This is a genomic window from Nocardia sputorum, assembly GCF_027924405.1.
Classification (GTDB): Bacteria; Actinomycetota; Actinomycetes; order Mycobacteriales; family Mycobacteriaceae; genus Nocardia; species Nocardia sputorum.
Window position 1 is genome coordinate 3,771,131 of sequence record NZ_AP026978.1, and the last position, 21,881, is coordinate 3,793,011.

Below are 21,881 nucleotides of genomic sequence, written 5' to 3' on the forward strand. Positions count from 1 at the left end.
TGGTCGGGTTCGCAGCGCCCTCTACCGCCATACCGCATGACCCAGGCTTTCCGTTCTCGCCGACTCTGACGCGCTTGGTGCCGACGAGTTGCTCCGCGATCATCGACGCGGTCACCGTGCGGCAGGAGAAGGTCGGCACATTCGGTGTGCGGGTGAACGTCACCCAGGCCGGAGAAGGCTGCTCGGACTGGAAGGTTGCGGTGCGCTTCAAGAACCTCGATACCGGGTATGCGGACGGGCAGCAGCACCGCGTCGTGAACGGTGTCGTCCAAGACACGGTGGACGGCGTGATCGTCGGTTTCGGCACGGCGCCGGGCGTCGGCCGGGTGGAGGCTCGAATCGTCGCGCTGGACTCGAACAACCGGGAGATGGAGCAGATCTCGGGTACGGCGACGTTCACACTGAGCTGAGCGCAAGTGCCGTCTCCAGCGATCGCTGGGCACGGCATGCTCGGCGGACCGTTACCGCCAACCGGTGGCGAGTTGCAGGGCCAGGCTGGATATGCCGAGGGTGAGGGCGAGGATCCCGCCGAAGAACAGGGGACGGTGGCCCGCGGTGCGTAGACGCTGCGGCGTGAGGGTGGTCCCGATGGCGGCCAGGACTACGGCGATCAACCAGGCACTGAGGTGGCTCAGGGGCGGCGTCCAGGACGAGGGAATCACGCCGGTGGCGGCCAGGGCCGACGCGGCGACGAACAGCACGACGAACAGCGGAATGGTGCGCCACAGCGGAGTGGCGCCGCCGCCGTCGCGGCGGACTCCGAGATACAGCCCGACACACATCGGAATGATCGCCAGGCTGCGGACCAGCTTGACGATGACAGCGAAATGCGCTGCGCCGGAACCGAAGGCCACTCCGGCGGCCAGGACCGAGGATGTGTCGTTGATGGCGGTGCCCGCCCACAGGCCGAACGCCTCTTCGGACATGCCGAGCAGGTGCCCCAGTGGCGGATAGACGAGCACGGCGACGACGTTGAAGACGAAGATGGTGCCGAGAGCGTAGGCGACGCGATCGCGATCGGGCTTCAGGACGGCGGTGGCGGCGGCGATGGCGGAGGCGCCGCAAATGGTGCTGCCCACCGCCACCAGGACGGCCGACTCCCGGTCCAGCGCGAGCAGCCTGCCGGCGACGACCGCTGCCAGCGCGCCGACGGCAAGTGTGCCGAGCAGCACGAGCATGCTGCTCCGGCCCACGCTGACGACGGCGCCGACGGGCAGGCCGAGCCCGATCATGACGATGGCGGCACCCAGCAATCGCTCCTGCGCGGAGGCCAGGCCCGGCGCAAAACGCTCGTCCCCTGCTCGGCGCGCGAACACCCCGAATATCGCGCCACCGGTCAACGCGAGCACTGGCGCGCCGAGGGCGGGCCACACCGTGCCCGCGTAGGTGGCGGCGGTGGCGATACCGGCCGCCGCGAGAAGACCGGGACCGTGCCGGCGAACAATCGTCATCTTCGAGACGATCGCGGCAAACCGCTCGTTCCGGTAGCTGTCGTGATGACAGCACCTCATAAGCCACGCTGATGGGGCGGCGGATCCCGGGCCGTCGCGACCGCTCATAATCTGCCCATGACGTTGCCGCCGGGGACACCCGATCTGGAGGTGCTGGACCTGCTCGTCTCCGTGGCGGAGCTGGGCAGCCTGGGCGCGGCCGGGCGCAGGCACGGCATCAGTCAGCCGGCGGCGAGTATGCGGATCAGCGCCTTGGAACGGCGGCTGCGGCTACGACTGCTGGATCGCGGGCCGACCGGATCGGCGCTCACCGACTCCGGGCGCTCGATCGTGGAATACGCACGAGCTGTGCTCGACGCGGCGCGGGCCTTCGGTGCGGGCGTGGCCGCCCTGCACGCGGCCCAGGTTCCGCACCTGCGCATCGCGGCGTCGAAAACCCTTGCGGATCATAGGATCCCGCAGTGGCTCGGCGTCCTGCGCGAATCGTATCCCGAGGTGGCGGTGTCCCTCGAAGTGGACAACTCCAGGCAGGTCGCGGAATCGGTCCGGAGCGGTCGGGCGGACGTCGGTTTCGTCGAGGGGCCGCATCCGCCACCCGGCATGGGCAGTCGGGTGCTCGGCGTGGACGAGTTGGTCGTGGTCGTCGCGCCCGGCCATCCGTGGGCCCGGCGCCGCCGTCCGGTGACGTTGCGCGAACTCGCCACCACTCCCCTGCTGTGGCGCGAGCCGGGTTCGGGCACCCGCGACACAGTCTGGGAGATCCTGGGCGCCGCATGCCAGCCTGCCCGTCCCGCCGCCGAACTGGGCTCGGCCGCGACCATCGTCGCGTCGGCCCGGGCCGGGGTCGCACCCGCGGTGCTGAGCCGGTTGATCGCGGCGTCCGATCTGGGCAATGGAACCCTCACAGAAGTGAGAGTGGACGACACCGTCGTACTCACGCGAAATTTCCGCGCTATCTGGCGCCGTCGAACGCCTCCGTCGGGACCGGCGGAAGTTCTGGTCCGATGCGCCTCGGGCGACGGCGACCATGGGGGGCGGTGTCTCTGAGCTTTCGTCTCGCGATGTGTTTCCGCGGATGAGGGGACCGCGAGGACATCGATAACCGGCGGTAGGGCCCGTGCGGCGTCGTTTCGCCGAAGGAACGTTCGACGCATCGCACCCGAGCGGCAACTCCTCACGTGATGGCGGCTCATCGGCCCGCCGCGTGAAGCGGCCGAAACTCGACCGAGTCGTTCGCGACCGGGCGGAGCCGCCCAGGCCGAATGCGCCGCGGCGCCGGTCGCGGCGATGACCGACAGTCATCCGTGTGGCAGCGGCAGTCACCGATTACGTCATCCGACAGACGCGGCGGGATACGGGCGCTGCCTAGCGTCGTCGGTGGTGACCGGATGCGGTCAGGAGCCGGAGCCTTGCGAAGGAGTTGCGATGACCATCAACAGACGATTGTTCGGCGGAGCCCTGGCGGTGGGCGCCGCAGGGGTGGCCGCCGGCTCACTCGCCGCCTGCTCGGCAGCGGAGCCGACGCCCGCCACGGCGCAGGCGGGCGCTGCTCTGCGGGCCGGGGCGGGCGCCCACACGACGCTCGGCCCGGTCCAGCAGATCGAGGCGGGGTTGCTGAACGTCGGATACGTCCAGTACGGCCCCGCCACCGGCACACCGGTGCTGCTGCTGCACGGCTGGCCATACGATCCCTTCAGCTACGCCGACGTCGGGCCGCTGCTCGCGACGGCGGGCTACCGAGTGATCGTGCCCTACCTGCGCGGTTACGGCCCGACAACGTTCCGATCCGAGCGGACCGTCCGCAACGCCCAGCAGTCGGCGATCGCCCGCGACGTGGTCGATCTCATGGACGCCCTCGGTATCGATGCGGCGATCCTCGGCGGATTCGACTGGGGTTCGCGCACCGCCGACATCGTCGCCGCGCTATGGCCGCAACGCTGCCGGGCCCTGGTCTCGGTGAGCGGATACCTGGTCACCTCACTGACCGGCAACCAGCAGCCGCTGCCCCCGCAAGCCGAACTCGGCTGGTGGTATCAGTACTACTTCGCCACCGAGCGCGGTCGCCAAGGCTACGCCCGCAACCGGCACGACTTCAACAAGCTGATCTGGCGCAACGCCTCCCCGCAGTGGGACTTCGACGACGCCACCTACGATCGCAGCGCGGCGGCGTTCGACAATCCCGACCACGTGGACATCGTCATCCACAACTACCGCTGGCGCCTGGGACTGGCGCCGGGCGAACCGCAGTACGACGGCTACGAGCAGCAACTCGCGGCCGCTCCGGCCATCGCGGTGCCGACCATCACCCTGGCCAGCGATTTCGACGGCGCGGCCAAGGACGGCGCCGCCTACCGCGGCAGGTTCACCGGTCGCTATCAGCACCGGGTGCTCGACGGCATCGGGCACAACGTGCCGCAGGAGGCCCCGAAGCCCTTCGCCCAGGCGATCATCGACGCCGACCACTTGTGAGATCCGCGCGTCGAACACCCGTGGTGTTGCTGCACGGCGCGTGGTTGCACGCGTCGTCGTGGCAAGGGTGGTCACGGTGTCTCACGAGCCGGGGGTACGCGGTGAGCGCTCCCCGGTGGCCCGGTGAGCCGGACACTGTGGCCGCGACCCGCGCCGATCCTTCCGGGTGGCGAGGTCTCGGACTGGCGGCACTGACGGCGCATTACGCGCGCGTCGCGCGCTCGTTCGACACTCCCCCGGTGCTCATCGGCCACTGTGTCGGCGGTCTGATCGCCCAGTATCTACTCGGCGTGAATCTGGCTCGGGCGGCCGTGGCACTGGCGCCGATCCCGCCGGGCGATCTCACCCGGCCGGTCCTCGCATGGCCCGCCGTACCGGAATCCCCAGGCACGCCGGCCAGCCTTTCCCGGCGCGAATTCCAGGAGTTTTTCGCCAACGCGGTCGAGGCGAGCGAGGCCGCCGCACTCTTCGACCGGCACGTCGTCCCTATGCCCCGGCGGCTGCTCGGTGACATCGGCGCGCGAAGCGAACCCGGGCAGCCGGACCTGCCGGTGGACACCGGCAACCGGACCCGCGGACCGTTGTTGTTGGTCTCCGGGCAGGAGGACCTCCTGGCGCCCGACTCGATGACGCGGGCGATGTACAAGCGCTATGGCGACTCCGTGGCGGTGAGCGACCTCGCGCAGTTCGCCGATCGCGGGCATTCCCTCGTGATCGACAGCGGGTGGCCCGCGATCGCCGATCACGTCCTCGGCTGGCTGACCGACCACGGCATCCGGGCCTGATCGGTCGGCGCTCAGTCCTGCGGGCTACCCGCCGCACGGACCTCCGGCACGCGGGTGAGCGCGTCGCGGAGTGCGGCGCGGGTCGTGATGCCCAGTTTCGGGAAAATGCGGTACAGGTGTGAGCCGACGGTCCGTGGCGACAGATGCAGCTGTACGCCGATCTCCTTGTTGGTCAGTCCGGCCGCCGCCAGATCGGCGATCCGGCGCTCCTGCCAGGTCAACGTGGCGGGCTCCGCCGCTGCCCCGGCCCCGCTCACACCGAGCGGGCGCAGTTCGGCCCGCGCGCGCTCGGCCCACGCGGGAGCGCCGAGCCGATCGAACGAATCCGCCGCCGCCGACAGATAGTGCCTGGCCGCCGTCTTGCTGTTGGCGTGCCGCAGGCGCAGCCCGTGCGCCGACCGGATCCGTGCCAGCTCGAAGGGGAAACGCGCCGCCGCGGGATGGCTCTCGGCACGAGCCACCATGTCGGCGGCGCGCGCGTCGTCGGCGGTGGTCATCGCCGTGGCGCCGAAGGTGAGGATCGCCAGGCGCGGTGAGATCGCGGGCAGACCGGCGTCCCACGCGGCGGCGGCATGTGCGCGCGCCTCCTCCGTGCGCCCGGTGTGCACGGCGGCTTCGACCAGGTCCAGCAGGCTGCGCGAGGCCTGATAGGCGTACGGCGCGAACTCGCCCGGCGGTGTGATGCCGATGGCGTGCAGATAGGCCGCCTCGAAATCGCCCGCGGTGAGCGCCGCTGTGGTGCCCGCGGCGTCGGCGGCCTGCGTGAGGAATCCGAGACCACGCGGCCTGGCCCAGGAATCGACCACCGCCTGCAGTTCGCGGGCCTCGTCGAGGCGCCCGCGCAGCGCCGCCAGCTGCGCCAGGTAGCCGCGGCTCTGCTGGGCGAACAGGTCGTAGCCCAGGTCGGCGGCCCGCTGCAGCGACCGCCGCCCGGTGTGCTCGGCCGCGTCCCATTCACCGGTCAGCGTCTGATCGAGCATGATCAGGTGCAGCATGACGATGCCGCTGGCCGCCGCACCGGTCTCCAGCTCCCGGTCGACGATCCGCTGCAGGTACGGGCGGTACTCCCCGGCGATGTCCAGATGATAGGACGAGACCGCCAGCCGGGTGACATCCCACGGTTCCAGGTCCGGCAGCCGCGCCGCGGCCGACTGCACCGGCTGCGCCACGCCGGCGCCGTGGCGCACCACATCGCTCCACGAGTCGCGGTAGATCCGCGAACGCGGCGGCAGTCGCTCGCCCAACCCGGCGAGCAGGTCACGGGTCCGGGCCCACATCGCGGCGTTGCCGGCGTACTGACTGATCGCCAGCAGCAAATTCACCAGCCGGACCAGCACCTCCGGATGCTCGCGCGCGCGGTGGGCGGACAACTCCTCGATCGCGGCCGATACCCGCCGGTGCGAGGTGCGTACGTCACCGTCCTCGTACAGCGCCGAGTACGCCGAGGCCAGCACCGCGGCTGGTGACTCGTTCCCGCCCGGGGCCGGATCCGACTGCACGATCCGCTGCGCTTGGCCCAGCCGGGCCGCGTGCCCGGCGACGAAGGCGGCGTCGCCGAGGCGGCGCGAACGGTCCTCGTGGTTCTCGCTGAGCTGGGCCGCGCGCGTAAGCCATGCCACCGCCGCCAGCGCCCCGCCGCGGCGGGTCGCCGATTCGGCCGCCGCCTCCAGCGCCGCCGCCACCTGCTCGTCAGGATCGATGGTGGCCGCCGCCAGATGCTTGGCGCGGCGCTCGACGTCGTCGCGGTGCACCAGCGCCAGTGCGGCATGCGCGGCCCGCCGCTGGTTGGGTGTGGCCTGCTGCACTACAGCCGAACGTACCAGCGGATGCCTGAACGTGAAATCACCTGTGCGCAAGTCTATTTCGAGTAGCCCGAGGCGCACCGCCTCCTCGGCGTCGCGCATCCGGTAGCGGCTCGCCGGCCCCGCGGTCGCGGTGGCGCGCGCGCCCACCCCGTCGAGCGCGCCTTTCAGCAGCTCCGCGCGCACGGTCTCGGGGAGCGCCGCGATCCGCCCGCTGTACAAGCGCTGCAACCGCTTCGGCAGGGGAACCGCGAGCTCGTCGATGACGTCGTCGGGGGTGTCCGCCGCGGCGGCGATGTAGGCGGGCAACTCCAGCAGAGCCAGTGCGTTGCCGCGCGCGTGCTCGAGGGTGAGGCGGCGAGTACGCGCGTTCAATCCCGGGTGGCGCTGATCGAGCAGGCAGGCGGCTGCCTGCTCGGACAACGGCGGAATCGTGGTCTCGGGCAAGGCGGCGGTATCCAGCCGGGCGGGGATGTCGGCACGCAGCGCGATCAGCATCTTCACCGCGCTGCCGGTGAGCCTGCGTCCGACGAAACCGCACACCTCGGCGCTGGCGGTGTCCAGCCACTGGCCGTCATCGAGGACCAGCAGCAGCGGCCGCTCCCGCGCGGCCGCGGCGAGCAGGTTGAGCACGGCGATGCCCAGCGTCATGACCGAGGGCGGATCCCCGGCCCGCTGCCCGAAGACGGCGTCGAATGCGGCGCGAGTCCCCTCGTCGAGGTCGTGCGTGTGCGCCAGTAGCGGATACAGGAACTGGTGCAGCCCCGCGTACGGCAATTCGGATTCGGCTTCGACGCCGGTCACGCGCAGGACCTGGTACTCGGCGCGCTCGGCCAGGTCGGCGGCGTGGGCGAGCAGCGCGCTCTTGCCGACACCGGTTTCGCCGCGCAGGATCAGCGACCGACCGCCCGGGGCTGTCACGAACGAGGAAAGTCGCGCCTGCTCGTCGTCGCGGCCCACCATCGCCGCGGCACATGACTCCATGTCGGGTCGCTCCTCTCGCGCCTGCGGCAAGACTAACCGGTCGGTTCCAGTGCGGCGACGCCTTCGCGCAGCCGCGATACCGAGGTCATTCGACCGCTCGCGCGCCCAGCGCGAACCGCCCAGGCACCGGGGAAGATACGTCACCGCTGCGTCATCCGACGGATTCGGTGCTGTGCCCTCGGCAGCGATGCTCGACAGGCAGCCGGCACCGTCGACCGGCGGCACGGCCCGCCCCACCGGGCCACCGGACCTCGGTGTCCCGCCGGTCCAGACCTCGTATCAACGCCCAGGAGCAACCTCATGACCACGGCCCGCACTGAACGGAGCTTCCGATGACTCGGACCCGCATCGAATTCGACAGCGCCGGAATCACTCTCGCCGGGCACCTGTACTCCCCGGAGACCGGCTCGACCGCACTGCCCGCGGTCGTCGTCGGCCATCCGGGCACCGCCGTCAAGGAACAATCGGCGGGCTTGTATGCCGCACGCCTCGCCGAACGGGGTTACCTGACGCTGGCCTTCGACGCCGCCTACCAGGGTGAGAGCGGTGGTGAGCCACGCGGCCTGGAGGATCCGGCGCACCGCGTCGAGGACATCAAGGCCGCCGTCTCCTACTTGACCACCCGTTCCGAGGTGGACGGCGAACGCATCGGCGTGCTCGGCATCTGCGCCTCCGGCGGCTACGCCCTCAGCGCGGCCGGTGGTGATCGCCGGATCAAGGCGATCGCGACCGTCAGCGGCGTGGACATCGCCCGGCAGTTCCGGCTCGGCGCCGACGGAACCCAGGACCCCGCCGTCTTCCAGGGCATGCTCGACGCCGCGGCGCGGGCGCGCACCATCGCCGCCGCAGGCGGCAGGCCTGATCCGCTCTACCTGTTCCCAGAAACCGTCGAGCAGGCGTACGCGATCGGCGGCGAGCACGGCGCGGAGGGCTTCGACTACTACCGCACCGCGCGCGGCGAGCATCCCCGGGCAGCGCGGTTCTTCGACTGGGCCAGCGTGGACCGGATGGCGTTCTTCGACGCCTTCACCGCGGTGCCGCTCATCGGCGCGCGCCCACTGCTGATGGTCGTCGGCCGCCGCGCCGTCACCGCGTGGATGGCGGTCGAGGCGTTCCAGGCAGCGGTGGGACCGAGACGCATCCACTGGGTGGAGGGCGCCAGCCACGTCGACCTGTACGACGACGAACGCTACGTCGGCCCGGTCGTCGATGAGCTCACCGCCTTCTTCGACCACAGCCTGCGCCTGCCCGCCTGACACATCCGAGAGAGGCCATCATGAAAGACACCCGACGCCGCGGCGTCCGTATCCACCGGGTCGCTCGCGTGGTGACCGCGCTGACGGCCGTCGTGGCCGGGGGCGCACTGGCCGTGGCGTGCACGGCGAGCACCACCACCCACGCCGGCCCCACGCCGGACGCGCCGAGACCGACCATCGTCCTCGAACACGGGGCCTTCGCCGACGGTTCGAGCTGGAACGAGGTCATCGAGCGCCTCACCCACGACCGGTATCACGTTGTGGCGGCGGCGAATCCGCTGCGCGGCCCCGCCGCCGACGCCGCCGCGCTCGAGGCCTTGCTCGGCACCATCGACGGACCCGTCGTCCTGGTCGGCCACTCCTACGGCGGCTCGGTGATCAGCGCGGCGGCAGCAGGCAATCCCCAGGTCGCGGCGCTCGTCTACGTAGCGGCATTCCTGCCCGCACCCGGGGAGACGGCGCTCGACCTGACCGGCCGCTTCCCCGGATCGACCCTGCCCGCCGCCCTGGGCCGGATTCCGATCACCGGGGCCGGCGGTACGCCGGGCGAGGACCTCTACATCCGGCAGGACGCGTTCCACGACCAGTTCGCCGCCGACGTCGACACCGATCGCGCGGCCCTCATGGCAGCTACCCAACGCCCCATCGCGCAGTCCGCGCTCGAGGAGCCCGCCACGGCGGCGGCCTGGACCGACAAGCCCACCTGGGACGTGATCACCACCGAGGACCGCAACATTCCCGTCGCGGCCCAGCGCTTCATGGCCGAACGCGCCCACGCCCACGTCACCGAAGTGGCCGCCTCGCATTCGGTGGCCGTCTCCCATCCCGGCGTCGTCGCCGACGTCATCGAACAGGCCGCCCAGGGTGCGCGCCGATAACCACGAGAACAGGAGAGCCGCAATCGTGGACATGAAACTGGAAGTCGTCGTGCTGCCCGTCGCCGACGTCGACCGCGCGAAGGACTTCTACACCGGGCTCGGGTTCCGCCTCGACGCCGACTTCACGGTGGACGAGGGGTACCGGGTCGTCCAAGTGACGCCGCCGGGTTCGGAAGCCTCGATCATCTTCGGCACCGGCGTGGCGGCCGCGTCGCCCGGCACGCTGCACGGGCTGCACTTGGTCGTCACCGATATCGAGCGGTCGATCGCGGAGTTGCGCGAACGCGGCGTCGAGGTCGAGGGGCCGTTCCGCGATGCCACCGGAGTGTTCCACCACGCGGGCACCGCGCAGCGTGTCCCCGGGGCGCACCCGCAACGCGCCAGCTACGGCTCCTTCGCAGCCTTCCACGACCCCGACGGCAACAGCTGGTTCCTGCAGGAAGTCACCCAGCGGGCACCCGGCCGCTGACGAGCGAGACGAAAGCACTGCCATGACAGACGAGAACTCTCGGACCTACGACGTCGTGGTCCTCGGGGCAGGCCCGGTCGGCGAGAACGTGGCCGACCGAACCAGCGCAGCCGGACTGCGCACCGTCATCGTCGAAGCCGAGCTGGTCGGCGGCGAATGCTCTTATTGGGCTTGCGAACCCAGCAAGGCGCTGCTGCGGCCCGCCTTGCTGCACGCGGAGGCCCGCCGGGTTCCCGGCGTCGCCGCGGCGCTCACCCGGCCCCTCGACGCCGCGGCCGTCTTGGCACACCGCGATCGCATGTCCGCCGACTGGGACGACCGCGACCAGGTCGGCTGGCTCGGCTCCGCGGGCATCGCCCTGGTGCGCGGGCACGGGCGGATCACCGGCGCGCGCCGGGTGACGGTCGAGACCTCGGGCGGCGCGACGCTGGACCTCGAGGCCCGGCACGCGGTGGCCGTCTGCACCGGCACCCGCGCGGCGTTGCCGCCGCTGCCAGGGCTGGACACGGTGCGCGCCTGGACGAGCCGGGAGGCCACCAGCGCCCGCGCGGTGCCCGGCCGGCTGGTCGTGCTGGGCGCGGGCGTGGTGGCTGCCGAGATGGCCACGGCGTGGCAGACGCTGGGGGCGCAGGTGACGGTCGTCGCCCGCGAGTCCCGGCTGCTCCCCCGCGTCGAGCCCTTCGCCGCGGAGCTGGTCGCCGACCGGCTGCGCGCGGCGGGCGCCGAGCTGCGGTTCGGCACCACCATCACGCACGCCGAACGGGCGGGCGGACCGGACGACGGTGTGCACCTCACGCTCGGCGACGGCAGCCGGATCATCGCCGACGAACTGCTGCTGGCGACGGGGCGCGCACCTCGCACCGAGGACATCGGACTCGAGACCGTCGGCCTCACGCCTGGGCAGTGGCTCGACACCGACGACACCTTCACCGTGACCGCGGCAGGCGGGGACTGGCTCTATGCGGTCGGCGATGTCAACCACCGCGCGCTGCTCACCCACCAGGGCAAGTACCAAGCACGGATCGCGGGCGCCGTCATCGCGGACCGGGCCCGCGGACTCGCCCTCGAGACAGGTCCATGGGGGCGGCACACGGGCACCGCCGACCGGGTGGCGGTACCGCAGGTGGTGTTCACCGACCCGGAGATCGCCGCCGTCGGCCTCACCACCGAGGACGCGGAGCGCTCCGGGCGGAAGGTCGACGTGGTCGACTACGACATCGGCCGCGTCGCCGGGGCGGTGCAGCACACTCCCGGCTATCGGGGCCGCGCGCGGATCCTCGTGGACCCGGACCGGCACGTGGTGGTCGGCGCCACGTTCGCCGGCGCGGGCGTGGCCGAACTGCTGCACTCGGCCACCGTCGCGATCACCGGCGAGATCCCGATCGACCGGCTCTGGCATGCCGTCCCGCCCTTCCCCACCATCAGCGAGGTGTGGTTGCGCCTGCTGGAGACCTATCGCGACCAGCGGCGCTGACCCGTTCTCCGCCACCACCGGCCGCGACATGTCCGCGGCCGGTGGTCGACGTTCGGACTCGAAATACCGGCGTGAGTCGCTCTATCGGTGGCCGATCCCACCGGCCCTCGAACCGCCCGCTGAGCCGTCCGAGCAGCAGCCGGGACGAAATGTGCCCTGTGTCACAGCTCGAATCGCCAGTGACGTATTGACCACCGCCGGTCCGTCCAGCATGGTGTCGGGAGGTTAACAAGCGCTCAGTAACTTGCTCGAGAGGTTCGCAGTCATGCCCGAAGCCGTCATCGTCTCTGTCGCCCGGTCACCGATCGGTCGCGCAGGCAAGGGTTCCCTGCGGGATCTCCGGCCCGACGACTTGGGGGCGCAGATCGTCCGGGCCGCGCTGGCGAAGGTGCCCGCACTCGGCCCGAACGGCATCGACGATTTGATGCTCGGGTGTGGCCAGCCCGCCGGCGAGTCGGGCTTCAATCTCGCTCGGGTGGTGGCGATTCTGGCCGGGCTGGATCGGGTGCCCGGCACAACGGTCAACCGGTACTGCTCGTCGAGTTTGCAGACGACCCGGATGGCGCTGCACGCGATCCGAGCCGGCGAGGGCGACGTGTTCCTCTCCGCCGGTGTGGAAACCGTGAGCCGCTACGTGAAGGGCAATGCCGACGGCGTGCCCGACACCCAGAACCCGGTATTCGCCGACGCGGGGCGCCGGACCGAGAAATTCGCCGCGGGAGGCGAGATCTGGACCGACCCGCGCACGGAAGGTCTCCTGCCCGACGTCTATATCGCGATGGGGCAGACCGCGGAGAACGTGGCGCAACTGTGCGGCGTGAGCCGTGCCGAACAGGACGCTTTCGGTGTCCGCAGCCAGAACCTCGCCGAAGCCGCCCTCGCCAACGGATTCTGGGAGCGCGACATCACCGCCGTCACCCTGCCCGACGGCAGTGTCGTCGCCAAGGACGATGGCCCGCGGCCCGGAGTCACCCTGGAGAAGGTCGCCGAACTGAAGCCGGTATTCCGGCCCGACGGGACGGTGACGGCCGCCAACTGCTGCCCGCTCAACGACGGCGCGGCCGCGGTCGTGATCATGTCCGACACCAAGGCCGCCGAACTCGGCGTGACGCCGCTGGCTCGGATCGTGGCGACCGGAGTCAGCGCGCTGTCGCCCGAGATCATGGGCCTGGGACCGGTGGAGGCGTCGAAGCAAGCGCTGGCCCGGGCCGGGATGACCATCGACGACGTCGACCTGGTCGAAATCAACGAAGCGTTCGCCGCCCAGGTCATTCCCTCGGCGCGTGAGCTGGGCGTCGACTTCGACAAGCTCAACATCAACGGCGGCTCGATCGCGGTCGGTCACCCGTTCGGCATGACCGGCGCCCGCATCACCAGCACCCTGATCAACTCCCTGCAGTTCCATGACAAGCAGATCGGTTTGGAAACGATGTGCGTCGGCGGCGGTCAGGGCATGGCGATGGTGCTCGAGCGCCTCTCGTAACCGCTGACTCCACGAAGGGACGCATTGATGAACAGATTCGACGGCAAGACAGCGATTGTCACCGGCGCGAGCCGAGGCATCGGGCTCGGCATCGCACAGCGCTTGGTGGACGAGGGGGCGAGAGTCGTGATCACCGCCCGCAAACAGGACGCCCTGGACGAAGCGGTGAAAACACTCGGTGGGCCGGACCGTGCGCTGGCCGTCGCGGGCCGTGCCGATGACGTCGATCACCAGGCGGAGACCGTGGCGCGCGCGATCGACACCTTCGGCAGCGCCGATCTCCTCGTCAACAACACCGGGATCAACCCTGCGTTCGGGCCGATGGTCGATCTGCCGCTGGACGTGGCCCGCAAGATCGTCGAGGTCAACTGCCTGGCCGCGCTGTCGTGGGTGCAGCAGACGTACCGGGCGTGGATGAAGGACTTCGGAGGCGCGATCGTGAACGTGTCGTCGGTCGCCGGCCTCAAGCCCGCGCCGGGCATCGGCTTCTACGGTTCGAGCAAGGCGATGCTCACGCACATCACCCAGGAACTCGCGGTCGAACTCGGCCCGCACCTGCGCGTCAACGCCGTCGCCCCGGCGGTGGTGAAGACGAAGTTCGCCACCGCTCTCTACGACGGCAGGGAGGATGAGGTCGCCGCGGCCTACCCGCTCAAGCGGCTCGGCGTGCCCGAGGACATCGGCAGTGTGGTGGCGTTCCTGCTCTCCGACGACGCGAGCTGGTTGACGGGGCAGTTGCTGGTCGTGGACGGCGGCGTCACGCTGACCGGTGGGGTCTGACATGGCGCGGATGAAGGCATGGCGAGTCCACTCGCTGGGCGAACCGGGCGCGGTGCTGCGGCTCGATGAGGTGGGAGTTCCGGAGCCCGGCCCGAGCCAGGTTGTCGTGCGGGTCTCCGGTGCCGCGGCGAACTTCCCCGACGTACTGATGTGCCGCGGCCGCTATCAGGTGCGGCCGCCGTTGCCGTTCACGCCAGGCGTCGAATTGTGCGGCGAAGTGGTGGCCCTCGGTGCCGACGTGACCGGGATCGCTGTCGGTGACCGGGTGCTCGGGGGCGCGGCGCTGCCCCACGGTGGTTTCGCGGAATTCGCCGTGCTGGAGGCCGCCCAGACCTTCCCCGCGCCGCCGTCGTTGGATGACGCGCAGGCGGCCTCGCTGTTCATCGGCTACCAGACCGGCTGGTTCGGGTTGCATCGGCGCGCCGGATTGTCAGCGGGCGAGACCCTGCTGGTGCATGCCGCGGCAGGTGGCGTGGGCAGCGCGGCTATCCAGCTCGGCAAGGCCGCCGGCGCCCGGGTGATCGGGGTCGTCGGCGGTGCCGAAAAAGCAGCCTACGCCGAGGAGTTGGGCGCCGACGTGGTCATCGATCGGCACCAGCGGGACTTCGTCGAGGTCGTCAAGGACGTGACCGGCGGTCGTGGTGCCGACGTGATCTACGACCCGGTCGGCGGCGAGGTGTACCAGCGATCCACGAAATGCGTCGCCTTCGAAGGCCGCATCGTAGTGGTCGGATTCGCCGGCGGCGAGATTCAGACCGCCGCATTGAATCACGCGCTGATCAAGAACTATTCGATCCTCGGTCTGCACTGGGGTTTGTACAACACCCAGGACCCGGCCGCCGTCGCCGAATGCCACCGCGCGCTGACCGCACTTGCCGCCGACGGTGCGATCCGTCCCCTGGTCAGTGCCCGGCTGGGACTGGCGGACATCGCCGACGCCGTGCAGCGACTCGCGGACGGCAAGACCGTCGGCCGCGTGGTCTACACGCCCTGAACTCCAGTAATTTCCGATCACATCTTCGAGGAGTATCCATGACCGATCCGACCCAGCGGACCGCGGTCGTCACCGGCGCCGCCCGCGGAATCGGCGCCGCTGTCGCCCGGCGGCTGGCCGCTGACGGTATGGCCGTAGCCGTGCTCGACCTGGACGAGACCGCCTGCACGACGGTCGTCGACGAGATCGAGTCGGCCGGTGGCCGCGCGCTCGCGGTCGGTGTCGATGTTTCCGACGAGGCCGCCGTCACCCGGGCGGTCGATCGGGTGGCCGCCGATCTCGGCGCACCGACGGTGCTGGTCAACAACGCCGGGATCCTGCGCGACAATCTGCTGTTCAAGATGAGTGTCGACGACTGGGATGCCGTCCTGAACGTGCACCTGCGGGGGTCGTTCCTGCTGGCTCGGGCGGTGCAGGCGCACATGATCGAGCAGAAGTGGGGTCGCATCGTGAATCTGTCCAGCACGTCGGCACTCGGCAACCGCGGCCAGGCCAACTACGCGGCCGCCAAGGCCGGGCTGCAGGGATTCACCAAGACGCTCGCGCTCGAACTCGGGAAGTTCGGCGTCACCGCGAACGCGGTCGCCCCGGGTTTCATCGAGACGGAGATGACCGCGGCCACGGCCGCCCGGATGAACATTCCCTTCGAGGAACTCGAGACGGCGATGGCCGCCCAGATTCCGGTCGCTCGTACCGGCACTCCCGCCGACATCGCGCACACCGTGTCGTTCCTGGTGAGCGAGGGCGCCGGATTCGTGTCCGGCCAGGTGATCTACGTGGCCGGCGGCCCGCGGAACTGAACCGAGGAAGGAGAGCTGTGCGGGTATTTCAGGGCCTGTCCGAGCTGGAGTCCGCAGTCGGGACCCACCTCGGATACAGCGATTGGCACGCGGTGACCCAGGAACAGATCGATCGCTTCGCCGATGCCACCGGGGATCATCAATGGATCCATGTGGATCCCGCGAAAGCCGCCGCCGGACCGTTCGGCACCACCGTCGCACACGGGTTTCTCACCCTCTCGATGGTGCCGATGCTGGCCGGACAGGTGTATGCGGTGCGGGGCTTGTCGATGGGCGTCAACTACGGCACCGACAAGGTGCGATTCCCGGCTCCGGTCCCGGCCGGCTCCCGGATCCGAGCCGGTGTCGAGCTGGTTTCGCTCGTGCCGGGCACGATCGGGTCGCAGGCGGTGATCCGAGTGACGGTGGAGCTCGAGGGCTCGGACAAGCCCGCGTGTGTGGCCGAGACGGTCGCGGTGCTGGTGCCGTGATGGCCGATCCGGAACTCGGCCCCAATCTGTTCGGCGAACAAGAGGAGATCACGTGACGACTACCCAGCAGGTGCGGCTGGCGAAACGGCCTTCGGGGCTGCCCGACGCGGGCACATGGAACCTGACAACCGAGGAACTGCCCGCGCTGTCCCCGGGCCAGATCCTGGTCAAGGTGGACTTCATCTCGCTCGATCCGGCCATGCGCGGGTGGCTGAACGACGTGCGCTCCTATGTCCCGCCGGTCGGTGTCGGGGAGGTCATGCGGGCGCTGGATATCGCGACCGTCGTCGAGTCGACGCATCCGGACTTCGCCGTCGGCGACGCCGTCAGCGGAACTTTCGGCGTGACCGAATACGCCATCCATGACGGCCGGGGGGTGCACAAGGTCGATTTGCGTTCGGCGGGCGGTCCGACCTGGCTGGGTACGCTCGGAATGCCGGGAATGACAGCCTATTTCGGCTTGCTCGAGGTCGGCGCACTGCGAGCCGGAGACACGGTGGTGGTCTCCGCGGCCGCAGGTGCCGTCGGCAGCATCGCCGGTCAGATCGCGAAGATCAAAGGTGCGAGAGTGATCGGGATCGCCGGCGGGGCTGAGAAGTGCCGGATGCTGACCGAGGAACTCGGCTTCGATGCGGCCGTCGACTATCGGAGTGAGAACGTCCTGCTGCGCCTGCGGGAGGTCGCTCCGCAGGGGATCGACCTCTATTTCGACAACGTCGGCGGTGACATCCTCGATGCCGCGCTCGCCAACCTCCGGCGTGGCGCCCGCATCGTCATCTGCGGTGCGATCTCGGCCTACAACGCGGAGAAGCTCCCTCCGGGGCCTTCGCGGTATATGTCGCTGCTGGTTCACCGGGCGTCTATGACGGGCTTCGTCGTTTTCGACTATGCGGATCGTTACGGTGAGGCGGTCGGGGAGATCTCCGGTTGGCTGGCCGAGGGCAGGATCAAGAGCAGGGAGCATGTCGTGGACGGCGGCGTCGCCCGCTTCGGTGAAACCTTGAACATGCTGTTCACAGGTGCCAACACCGGCAAACTCGTGCTCGCCGTGTAGCGCCATACTGTCCAGGTGACCGATACAGAGGACCGCTCGCGCGCGGACCAGACCCGTGCGCGGCTGCTCGAGGCGGCGGTGGTCGCCTTCGCCGAACGCGGCTTCCACGGCTCGACGACGCGCGACATCACATCGATCGCCGGAGTGAGCACGGGGGCGATCTACGTGTACCACCGTTCCAAGGAAGAGCTGCTCTACCAGATCTCGCACGCCGGTCACCTGGACACCCTGGAGCGCGTCCGCGCTGCCATCGCTTCGGCACAGGACCCCGCCGAGCAACTGGTCGCCGTGATGAGGGAGTTCACGATCCATCACGCACGCGCCCATACCGTCGCCCGGATCATCAACTACGAGCTCGCCGCTCTGAGCCCGGAACATCAACAGGAGATCAAGGAAACCCGGCGTGCGATCGAGGGAGAGGTCCGGAGCCTGATCGAGCGCGGGGCGGCCGCCGGGGTGTTCGAGAACTCGAACATCCATATGGCCGCGACCGCTCTGCTCTCGCTGGGAATTGATATCGCGCGCTGGTATCACGAGGGTGGTTCCTGGTCACCGGAGGACATCGGCGACTACTACGCGGACCTCGCGCTACGAATCGTGGGCGGTCGGCGGCCGGGTCACCCCGACTCCGCTCGATCGTGACGATCTCAGGATGATCACCTCCGGAGCGCAGCTACTGCCCACTAAATTTCTTCGGACGTCGGCTCGGAACCGGCCCCGAGGGGATTCGCCGCCATCCTGGCGGCGAGGCCGGACTGCATCGCACGGGCGGCGGAGCTGCCGGTCTTCCGGTCGGCTTGGGCCTGGAAGCAGGCAAGGAACTCGTCGGCGAGCCCGAGGCGGGGGTACCGCTGGAGTACTTCGGCACGGAACGCGGGGCTGAAATCATCGATGTTCATTCCCACGATGTCCACCGCAGCCGCCCGCGACAGCAAGTGACCCTCAGGGTCGTCGGCCACGTCCACGTCAGGCTCCATATGTCTGGCGATGACTTCGCCGAGGCGTTCGCGGCGCTCGCTCGGCCAACCGGCGCCGGCGGCGAACACCCGGGCGACATGGCCACCGGCCTCCTCGAAGGGGACGGTGTGGCTGTCGAACTCCGGCACCAGGCCGATGTCGTGGAGCATCGCGGCCGTGAACAGCAACTCGGCGTCGTATCGGATGCCCTGCCGGCTGCCGTAGGCAGCCGCCCAGACGTAGACGCGGCGCGAGTGGTTCAGCAAGGCGGCGGACTGGTAAGCGGAGACCACCTCCAAGGCAGCCGATGACGCGGCCGTGTCAGGCATCACGAGATCGTCCAGAACGCCCATGCTTCGACAATACGGCGTTTCACAACATCGGGCACGGCGGATTCGGGGGGTCGAATACCCCCGACAGCGGTGCCCGAATAGTGAAAACCGCAAAGAACTGCCTGATCGATATTCGACACAAAGGCAGCGAACTGGTCTTCTGGGCGGTTTTGTCGACAGCATATTCCGCCCGCCATTTCAGTTCCGGCGGTCGCTTGATCCCGGCATCCGAGGAGCGCATCATGGATCGTAGCGGACATGTTGCTGAACCGGCCGGGCTGAGGCCGCCTCGAGAAACAGCCCCAGCGATGGCCTTCGAATGAACGACGTCGGCAGCACAGAAGGGTGGAGACAATGGCATCCAAGCGTCAGCCCCGGAGCGAAGTGCACGAAATTGATCCCCGCTGGGCCGAAGCCCTGGAAGCGTCGGATGAGAGACGCCTGTTCCGCGAAGCGACCCCTGTTCCCATGCCACGGGTGTCGGAGGAAGAACTGGCCGAGATCACGAAAGAGGAGCCAGAGGAGCAGTCCGAGAACGAGAGTTCGAGTAGATCCTTCATCGGTCCACGCACGGCGCCGACAGAGGCCGATTTGGCGGTCTCCCCATATCGATATGGCGGGATACTCGTCTTCGAGGATTACAGTGACGGTCAGACACGCTACGGCACCGCACAGTTTGTCGCCGAACTGAATATACTGCTTACCGCCGCCCATAATGTACGAGACTTCAAGACCGGTGGGTGGAATAGTAATCTGGTTTTCTACCGTGGTTACAAGAACGGCAACTACGCAACGAAGTACGCGATCACCTACGCGGGCACTATGGATCTCTGGGTCGGTGGAACATCGCCCAGGCTTCAGTATGACTATGCATTTCTCAGGACAGCCGGTTCCAGCGAGGGGGCGTTGGGCATGAAGACGTTGGAGAGCGAGCCCGGCTGGACGAGTATGGGCTATCCCAAAGGATACGCCATGGGGCAAGTAATGCACCGGGTCGATGGCACGAGGGGCACGAAGTCGGGCGGCGTCATCCAGATGCTCGGTAATCCGATGGATGGCGGTAGCAGCGGTGGAGCCTGGACTGTCGGCAGTATCGTCATGGGCAACAATTCCGCCAGGTACGCAAGCAATCCGGACGCGCAATGGGGGCCGGTCTTCAACAATTACACATTCGATCTCTATAGAGCGGTGAAGAACGCCTGACGAGCTGCTACGCCTTATGTTCCAGGAATGAAGATGCTTCGGCATCCGCCGATCCCTGATAGAAACTGATCTGGAGTGGTTCATCACTTTGTAAAATTTTCAGCAGTGGGCCGAGGAGTTCCGGAAGCACATCCATGATGACATAACGGCTGTCTCCGAGAGCGGGACCGAACAGGGGACGCTGGATGTAGATGTAGCCTGCGGTCGTATTGCCATTCACTAGATGAATCCATCCAAGAAAGTCCGCGTCGCGGCCTGCTCGGTACAGCGAAGTACGGTAGCCGGTGACAGGATTGACTTGCCGGAGCGGGTAGTCGGCCGCCGAAACGTGCAGCCTGCGATCGGCACGCAATTCATCCGGCAGTAGCGCGGGATCCATCGCACAGTCCTTTCGTTGATTCACATCGCGGTCACGGACCGAGCCGTCGATCTGGTGAGTACGGTGCGTCCGCGGCCAGTCGAATGAGCGTGTGACTTGTGTCGGGATCGTTGCATTTGATCGTTTGCCGGGCGCTCGCACCATCTTCCGTAACGATCGCCCAAGTAAGCGTGCCGGTTCCGCCGGGCTCTACGCGATCAGGGTCGACATTTTCGAGCATGTACTTACCCTCGGCCCCTGGGGCATTGTCCTGATCGATGACAAGAGTTCCGGTGCCCCAGTTGCAGAAGTGGACGCTGACGCCGCTGGGAATCGACCGCTCGCAACTCTCTGCGATCCGAAACTCCTGCGACACTGCGATCCAAGGCCGCATCGCTTCATCATCGGTGCCCGCGGCTACCGCGTTCATACTGACTGGGGCGTCGCCGGTGTTGTCGACCGAAAATATCCACTGCCGGCCGGCGCGGTTGAGTTCTATGAAAATGCGGTGGACACCATGACTCTCGTCTTCAACGAACGCGGTCCCGGCTGGATTCTTTGTATCTGCGCCGTCGAACAGTTCGACAGGAGCGTCGGATAGCTCGACCAATCGGCCGCCGTCGGCCCGAACCGACATCGTCAGCGCCGACGAGCCCGCCGGCCGCACCGCCACCCGCACATGTAATGTGTCGCACCCCCGCGCGGTGAACGCGAACTCGGCGGTGCCTCTCGCCGGTATGCTCCACGGGGCGTTCCAGCCTTCTGGAAATAGTTCGACAGCCATGACAGATCTCCTACGTTGCCGCACCGCCGGTCGAATGACGGCGGTCTCACCGCAGCTTTGGGTCTTCGGGATCGCGGTGCAGCGCCGACTCCCACAGGCGGGGCCGGCGAACCACGGTCAAGAATGAGCGATCAGTTTGTGGCGGCAATACTCCCTCTCGCAAAGGCTATTCAAGCTGATGGGATCGCCGAGGAACGTGCTGCACTTCGGTTGCCCTGGGGGGCGTGAAATGCACGTATTACACGGGCCCCACGGCTGCGGAGGTGCTTTCGGTTCCTCTCGCTCGATTTGGATTCGTCTGTGACCGTCGTCTTTGTCATTACATTCGATTTTGTGGTCGAGCAGTCCCACTTTGCCGTCCAGCACTCGGAAGACGAGCTTCCCTTCCTCTCCGGGCTCGACAACATCGGGCTCGACGGATTCGAGCTCGAATATGTCGCCCGGTAGTGGCTGACCTGGACTCTGGGTAATCTTGAGCGTGGCGGTTCCGCAGTTGCGGAACCGAATCTCCGCACTCTCCGGCGCAGCCTGAAATCCGTGCGATTTCAGGATTATCTTCCCTTTGGGCAGATCGATCCATGGCCGTAGGGTGTCACTATCGGGATCGTCGGTGCCGGCAGCCGCGACATTGATGCTCGCGCTGGTGTCGGCAGAGTTTTCTACGAACAGCGTCCACTGCTGGTCTTGGACGTTGAAGATGATCTCGATGTGGTAGACCCCGTGCCCCTCATCGACCACGGAGGCCGTGCCCGCCGGCTGATCCGGATCTTCGTTCTCGTCGAGCACGTCGACGGTGGCTCCCGCACTCAACTCGAACAGTGCGCCCACGCCGGCCTGTAGGGAAAGCGTCATCAGCTCGGGATCGACGTCACGCACCCCGATCCGGATGTGGATTACTCCCATCGGTGCTCTTGCGGGGAAAACGACTGAAACACTGTCTCCGGCAGGTAATTCCTTGGGACTGCTCTGCCAGTCGTCGGGGAATAAGATGAACAAGATATCCATCGCTGGCCTCCCATGTCTCGGGGGATCATCAAGTCTTCGCGGTCACGATTCGATGCGGCAGCTCTGAGCGGGTTTCGGACAATCCGTCTGTTT

At 68.3% G+C, this 21,881-nt stretch carries 22 protein-coding genes; 16 read left to right on the forward strand and 6 right to left on the reverse strand.

The genetic code is table 11. From position 1 onward, the window contains the following. Window positions 1–74: 74 nt before the first annotated feature. Window positions 75–410, forward strand: a complete 336-nt coding sequence (locus QMG86_RS17110; RefSeq protein WP_281873258.1) for a hypothetical protein — start codon at window positions 75–77, stop codon at window positions 408–410. A gap of 51 nt (window positions 411–461) precedes the next feature. On the opposite strand, the gene QMG86_RS17115 is transcribed toward QMG86_RS17110, so the two are convergent. Next, window positions 462–1,451, reverse strand: coding sequence for a YeiH family protein (locus tag QMG86_RS17115; RefSeq protein ID WP_281873260.1), 990 nt, complete (start codon window positions 1,449–1,451; stop codon window positions 462–464). A 117-nt stretch (window positions 1,452–1,568) separates the two neighbouring features. Here QMG86_RS17115 and QMG86_RS17120 point away from each other — a divergent pair, with 117 nt between their 5' ends. The 3 genes from QMG86_RS17120 (at window position 1,569) to QMG86_RS17130 (ending at window position 4,705) form a co-directional block, all read left to right on the forward strand. Next, entirely contained in the window at window positions 1,569–2,498 is a 930-nt protein-coding gene (locus QMG86_RS17120) for a LysR substrate-binding domain-containing protein (protein ID WP_281873261.1), read from the forward strand. A gap of 378 nt (window positions 2,499–2,876) precedes the next feature. Next, window positions 2,877–3,920 (forward strand): alpha/beta fold hydrolase, encoded by a 1,044-nt coding sequence (locus QMG86_RS17125; RefSeq protein WP_281873262.1) that lies wholly within the window; start codon window positions 2,877–2,879, stop codon window positions 3,918–3,920. A gap of 23 nt (window positions 3,921–3,943) precedes the next feature. Then, window positions 3,944–4,705, forward strand: a complete 762-nt coding sequence (locus tag QMG86_RS17130; protein WP_281880997.1) for an alpha/beta hydrolase — start codon at window positions 3,944–3,946, stop codon at window positions 4,703–4,705. An 11-nt stretch (window positions 4,706–4,716) separates the two neighbouring features. Here QMG86_RS17130 and QMG86_RS17135 read toward each other — a convergent pair whose 3' ends face one another. Further along, complete coding sequence (locus QMG86_RS17135) at window positions 4,717–7,491, reverse strand: helix-turn-helix transcriptional regulator (RefSeq protein WP_281873264.1); 2,775 nt, start codon at window positions 7,489–7,491, stop codon at window positions 4,717–4,719. A gap of 332 nt (window positions 7,492–7,823) precedes the next feature. On the opposite strand from QMG86_RS17135, the gene QMG86_RS17140 reads away from it, so the two are divergent. From QMG86_RS17140 to QMG86_RS17190, 11 genes are all read left to right on the forward strand, one after another. Continuing rightward, window positions 7,824–8,747 carry an alpha/beta hydrolase gene (locus tag QMG86_RS17140; RefSeq protein WP_281873265.1) on the forward strand — a complete coding sequence of 308 codons (924 nt, stop codon included), beginning with the start codon at window positions 7,824–7,826 and terminating at the stop codon, window positions 8,745–8,747. Between the two features lie 20 nt (window positions 8,748–8,767). Further along, window positions 8,768–9,625: an alpha/beta fold hydrolase gene (locus tag QMG86_RS17145; RefSeq protein WP_281873268.1), complete on the forward strand. Its 858-nt coding sequence runs from the start codon at window positions 8,768–8,770 to the stop codon at window positions 9,623–9,625. 31 nt (window positions 9,626–9,656) lie between these two features. Next, window positions 9,657–10,094: a VOC family protein gene (locus QMG86_RS17150; RefSeq protein WP_281880999.1), complete on the forward strand. Its 438-nt coding sequence runs from the start codon at window positions 9,657–9,659 to the stop codon at window positions 10,092–10,094. A gap of 22 nt (window positions 10,095–10,116) precedes the next feature. Next, window positions 10,117–11,568, forward strand: coding sequence for a dihydrolipoyl dehydrogenase family protein (locus QMG86_RS17155; RefSeq protein ID WP_281873271.1), 1,452 nt, complete (start codon window positions 10,117–10,119; stop codon window positions 11,566–11,568). A gap of 265 nt (window positions 11,569–11,833) precedes the next feature. Beyond that, window positions 11,834–13,051, forward strand: coding sequence for an acetyl-CoA C-acetyltransferase (locus QMG86_RS17160; protein WP_281873273.1), 1,218 nt, complete (start codon window positions 11,834–11,836; stop codon window positions 13,049–13,051). Between the two features lie 24 nt (window positions 13,052–13,075). Continuing rightward, window positions 13,076–13,831 carry an SDR family oxidoreductase gene (locus QMG86_RS17165; protein WP_281873274.1) on the forward strand — a complete coding sequence of 252 codons (756 nt, stop codon included), beginning with the start codon at window positions 13,076–13,078 and terminating at the stop codon, window positions 13,829–13,831. A 10-nt stretch (window positions 13,832–13,841) separates the two neighbouring features. After that, window positions 13,842–14,825, forward strand: a complete 984-nt coding sequence (locus QMG86_RS17170; protein WP_281873275.1) for an NADPH:quinone oxidoreductase family protein — start codon at window positions 13,842–13,844, stop codon at window positions 14,823–14,825. Between the two features lie 38 nt (window positions 14,826–14,863). After that, complete coding sequence (gene fabG / locus QMG86_RS17175) at window positions 14,864–15,625, forward strand: 3-oxoacyl-ACP reductase FabG (protein ID WP_281873277.1); 762 nt, start codon at window positions 14,864–14,866, stop codon at window positions 15,623–15,625. Window positions 15,626–15,642: 17 nt separating this feature from the next. Continuing rightward, the gene (locus QMG86_RS17180; protein WP_281873279.1) at window positions 15,643–16,095 is read left to right on the forward strand and encodes a MaoC family dehydratase; all 453 of its coding nucleotides are present in this window, start codon (window positions 15,643–15,645) and stop codon (window positions 16,093–16,095) included. A gap of 52 nt (window positions 16,096–16,147) precedes the next feature. After that, window positions 16,148–17,149: an NADP-dependent oxidoreductase gene (locus QMG86_RS17185; RefSeq protein WP_281873280.1), complete on the forward strand. Its 1,002-nt coding sequence runs from the start codon at window positions 16,148–16,150 to the stop codon at window positions 17,147–17,149. A 15-nt stretch (window positions 17,150–17,164) separates the two neighbouring features. After that, a complete protein-coding gene (locus tag QMG86_RS17190; RefSeq protein ID WP_281873282.1) occupies window positions 17,165–17,791 on the forward strand; it encodes a TetR/AcrR family transcriptional regulator in 627 nt (208 codons plus the stop codon). A 41-nt stretch (window positions 17,792–17,832) separates the two neighbouring features. On the opposite strand, the gene QMG86_RS17195 is transcribed toward QMG86_RS17190, so the two are convergent. After that, the gene (locus tag QMG86_RS17195; RefSeq protein WP_281873284.1) at window positions 17,833–18,459 is read right to left on the reverse strand and encodes an HD domain-containing protein; all 627 of its coding nucleotides are present in this window, start codon (window positions 18,457–18,459) and stop codon (window positions 17,833–17,835) included. 333 nt (window positions 18,460–18,792) lie between these two features. Between QMG86_RS17195 and QMG86_RS17200 the strand changes: the two genes are divergently transcribed. Next, entirely contained in the window at window positions 18,793–19,641 is an 849-nt protein-coding gene (locus tag QMG86_RS17200; protein ID WP_281873286.1) for a trypsin-like serine peptidase, read from the forward strand. A gap of 7 nt (window positions 19,642–19,648) precedes the next feature. Here QMG86_RS17200 and QMG86_RS17205 read toward each other — a convergent pair whose 3' ends face one another. The 3 genes from QMG86_RS17205 to QMG86_RS17215 form a co-directional block, all read right to left on the reverse strand. Beyond that, window positions 19,649–20,020 carry a hypothetical protein gene (locus tag QMG86_RS17205; protein WP_281873288.1) on the reverse strand — a complete coding sequence of 124 codons (372 nt, stop codon included), beginning with the start codon at window positions 20,018–20,020 and terminating at the stop codon, window positions 19,649–19,651. Between the two features lie 31 nt (window positions 20,021–20,051). Then, window positions 20,052–20,783 (reverse strand): hypothetical protein, encoded by a 732-nt coding sequence (locus QMG86_RS17210; RefSeq protein ID WP_281873290.1) that lies wholly within the window; start codon window positions 20,781–20,783, stop codon window positions 20,052–20,054. A 117-nt stretch (window positions 20,784–20,900) separates the two neighbouring features. Then, window positions 20,901–21,788 carry a hypothetical protein gene (locus QMG86_RS17215; RefSeq protein ID WP_281873292.1) on the reverse strand — a complete coding sequence of 296 codons (888 nt, stop codon included), beginning with the start codon at window positions 21,786–21,788 and terminating at the stop codon, window positions 20,901–20,903. Between the last annotated feature and the right edge of the window lie 93 nt (window positions 21,789–21,881).

What these genes read in the sequence shown, in the direction of transcription:
- QMG86_RS17215 (WP_281873292.1), bottom strand. Translation starts at nt 21,788, where the DNA reads ATGGATATCTTGTTCATCTTATTCCCCGACGACTGGCAGAGCAGTCCC.
- QMG86_RS17200 (WP_281873286.1), top strand. Translation starts at nt 18,793, where the DNA reads ATGGCATCCAAGCGTCAGCCCCGGAGCGAAGTGCACGAAATTGATCCC.
- QMG86_RS17210 (WP_281873290.1), bottom strand. Translation starts at nt 20,783, where the DNA reads ATGGCTGTCGAACTATTTCCAGAAGGCTGGAACGCCCCGTGGAGCATA.
- QMG86_RS17205 (WP_281873288.1), bottom strand. Translation starts at nt 20,020, where the DNA reads ATGGATCCCGCGCTACTGCCGGATGAATTGCGTGCCGATCGCAGGCTG.
- QMG86_RS17115 (WP_281873260.1), bottom strand. Translation starts at nt 1,451, where the DNA reads ATGACGATTGTTCGCCGGCACGGTCCCGGTCTTCTCGCGGCGGCCGGT.
- QMG86_RS17170 (WP_281873275.1), top strand. Translation starts at nt 13,842, where the DNA reads ATGAAGGCATGGCGAGTCCACTCGCTGGGCGAACCGGGCGCGGTGCTG.
- QMG86_RS17135 (WP_281873264.1), bottom strand. Translation starts at nt 7,491, where the DNA reads ATGGAGTCATGTGCCGCGGCGATGGTGGGCCGCGACGACGAGCAGGCG.
- QMG86_RS17120 (WP_281873261.1), top strand. Translation starts at nt 1,569, where the DNA reads ATGACGTTGCCGCCGGGGACACCCGATCTGGAGGTGCTGGACCTGCTC.
- QMG86_RS17140 (WP_281873265.1), top strand. Translation starts at nt 7,824, where the DNA reads ATGACTCGGACCCGCATCGAATTCGACAGCGCCGGAATCACTCTCGCC.
- QMG86_RS17125 (WP_281873262.1), top strand. Translation starts at nt 2,877, where the DNA reads ATGACCATCAACAGACGATTGTTCGGCGGAGCCCTGGCGGTGGGCGCC.
- fabG (WP_281873277.1), top strand. Translation starts at nt 14,864, where the DNA reads ATGACCGATCCGACCCAGCGGACCGCGGTCGTCACCGGCGCCGCCCGC.
- QMG86_RS17195 (WP_281873284.1), bottom strand. Translation starts at nt 18,459, where the DNA reads ATGGGCGTTCTGGACGATCTCGTGATGCCTGACACGGCCGCGTCATCG.
- QMG86_RS17145 (WP_281873268.1), top strand. Translation starts at nt 8,768, where the DNA reads ATGAAAGACACCCGACGCCGCGGCGTCCGTATCCACCGGGTCGCTCGC.
- QMG86_RS17155 (WP_281873271.1), top strand. Translation starts at nt 10,117, where the DNA reads ATGACAGACGAGAACTCTCGGACCTACGACGTCGTGGTCCTCGGGGCA.
- QMG86_RS17160 (WP_281873273.1), top strand. Translation starts at nt 11,834, where the DNA reads ATGCCCGAAGCCGTCATCGTCTCTGTCGCCCGGTCACCGATCGGTCGC.
- QMG86_RS17150 (WP_281880999.1), top strand. Translation starts at nt 9,657, where the DNA reads ATGAAACTGGAAGTCGTCGTGCTGCCCGTCGCCGACGTCGACCGCGCG.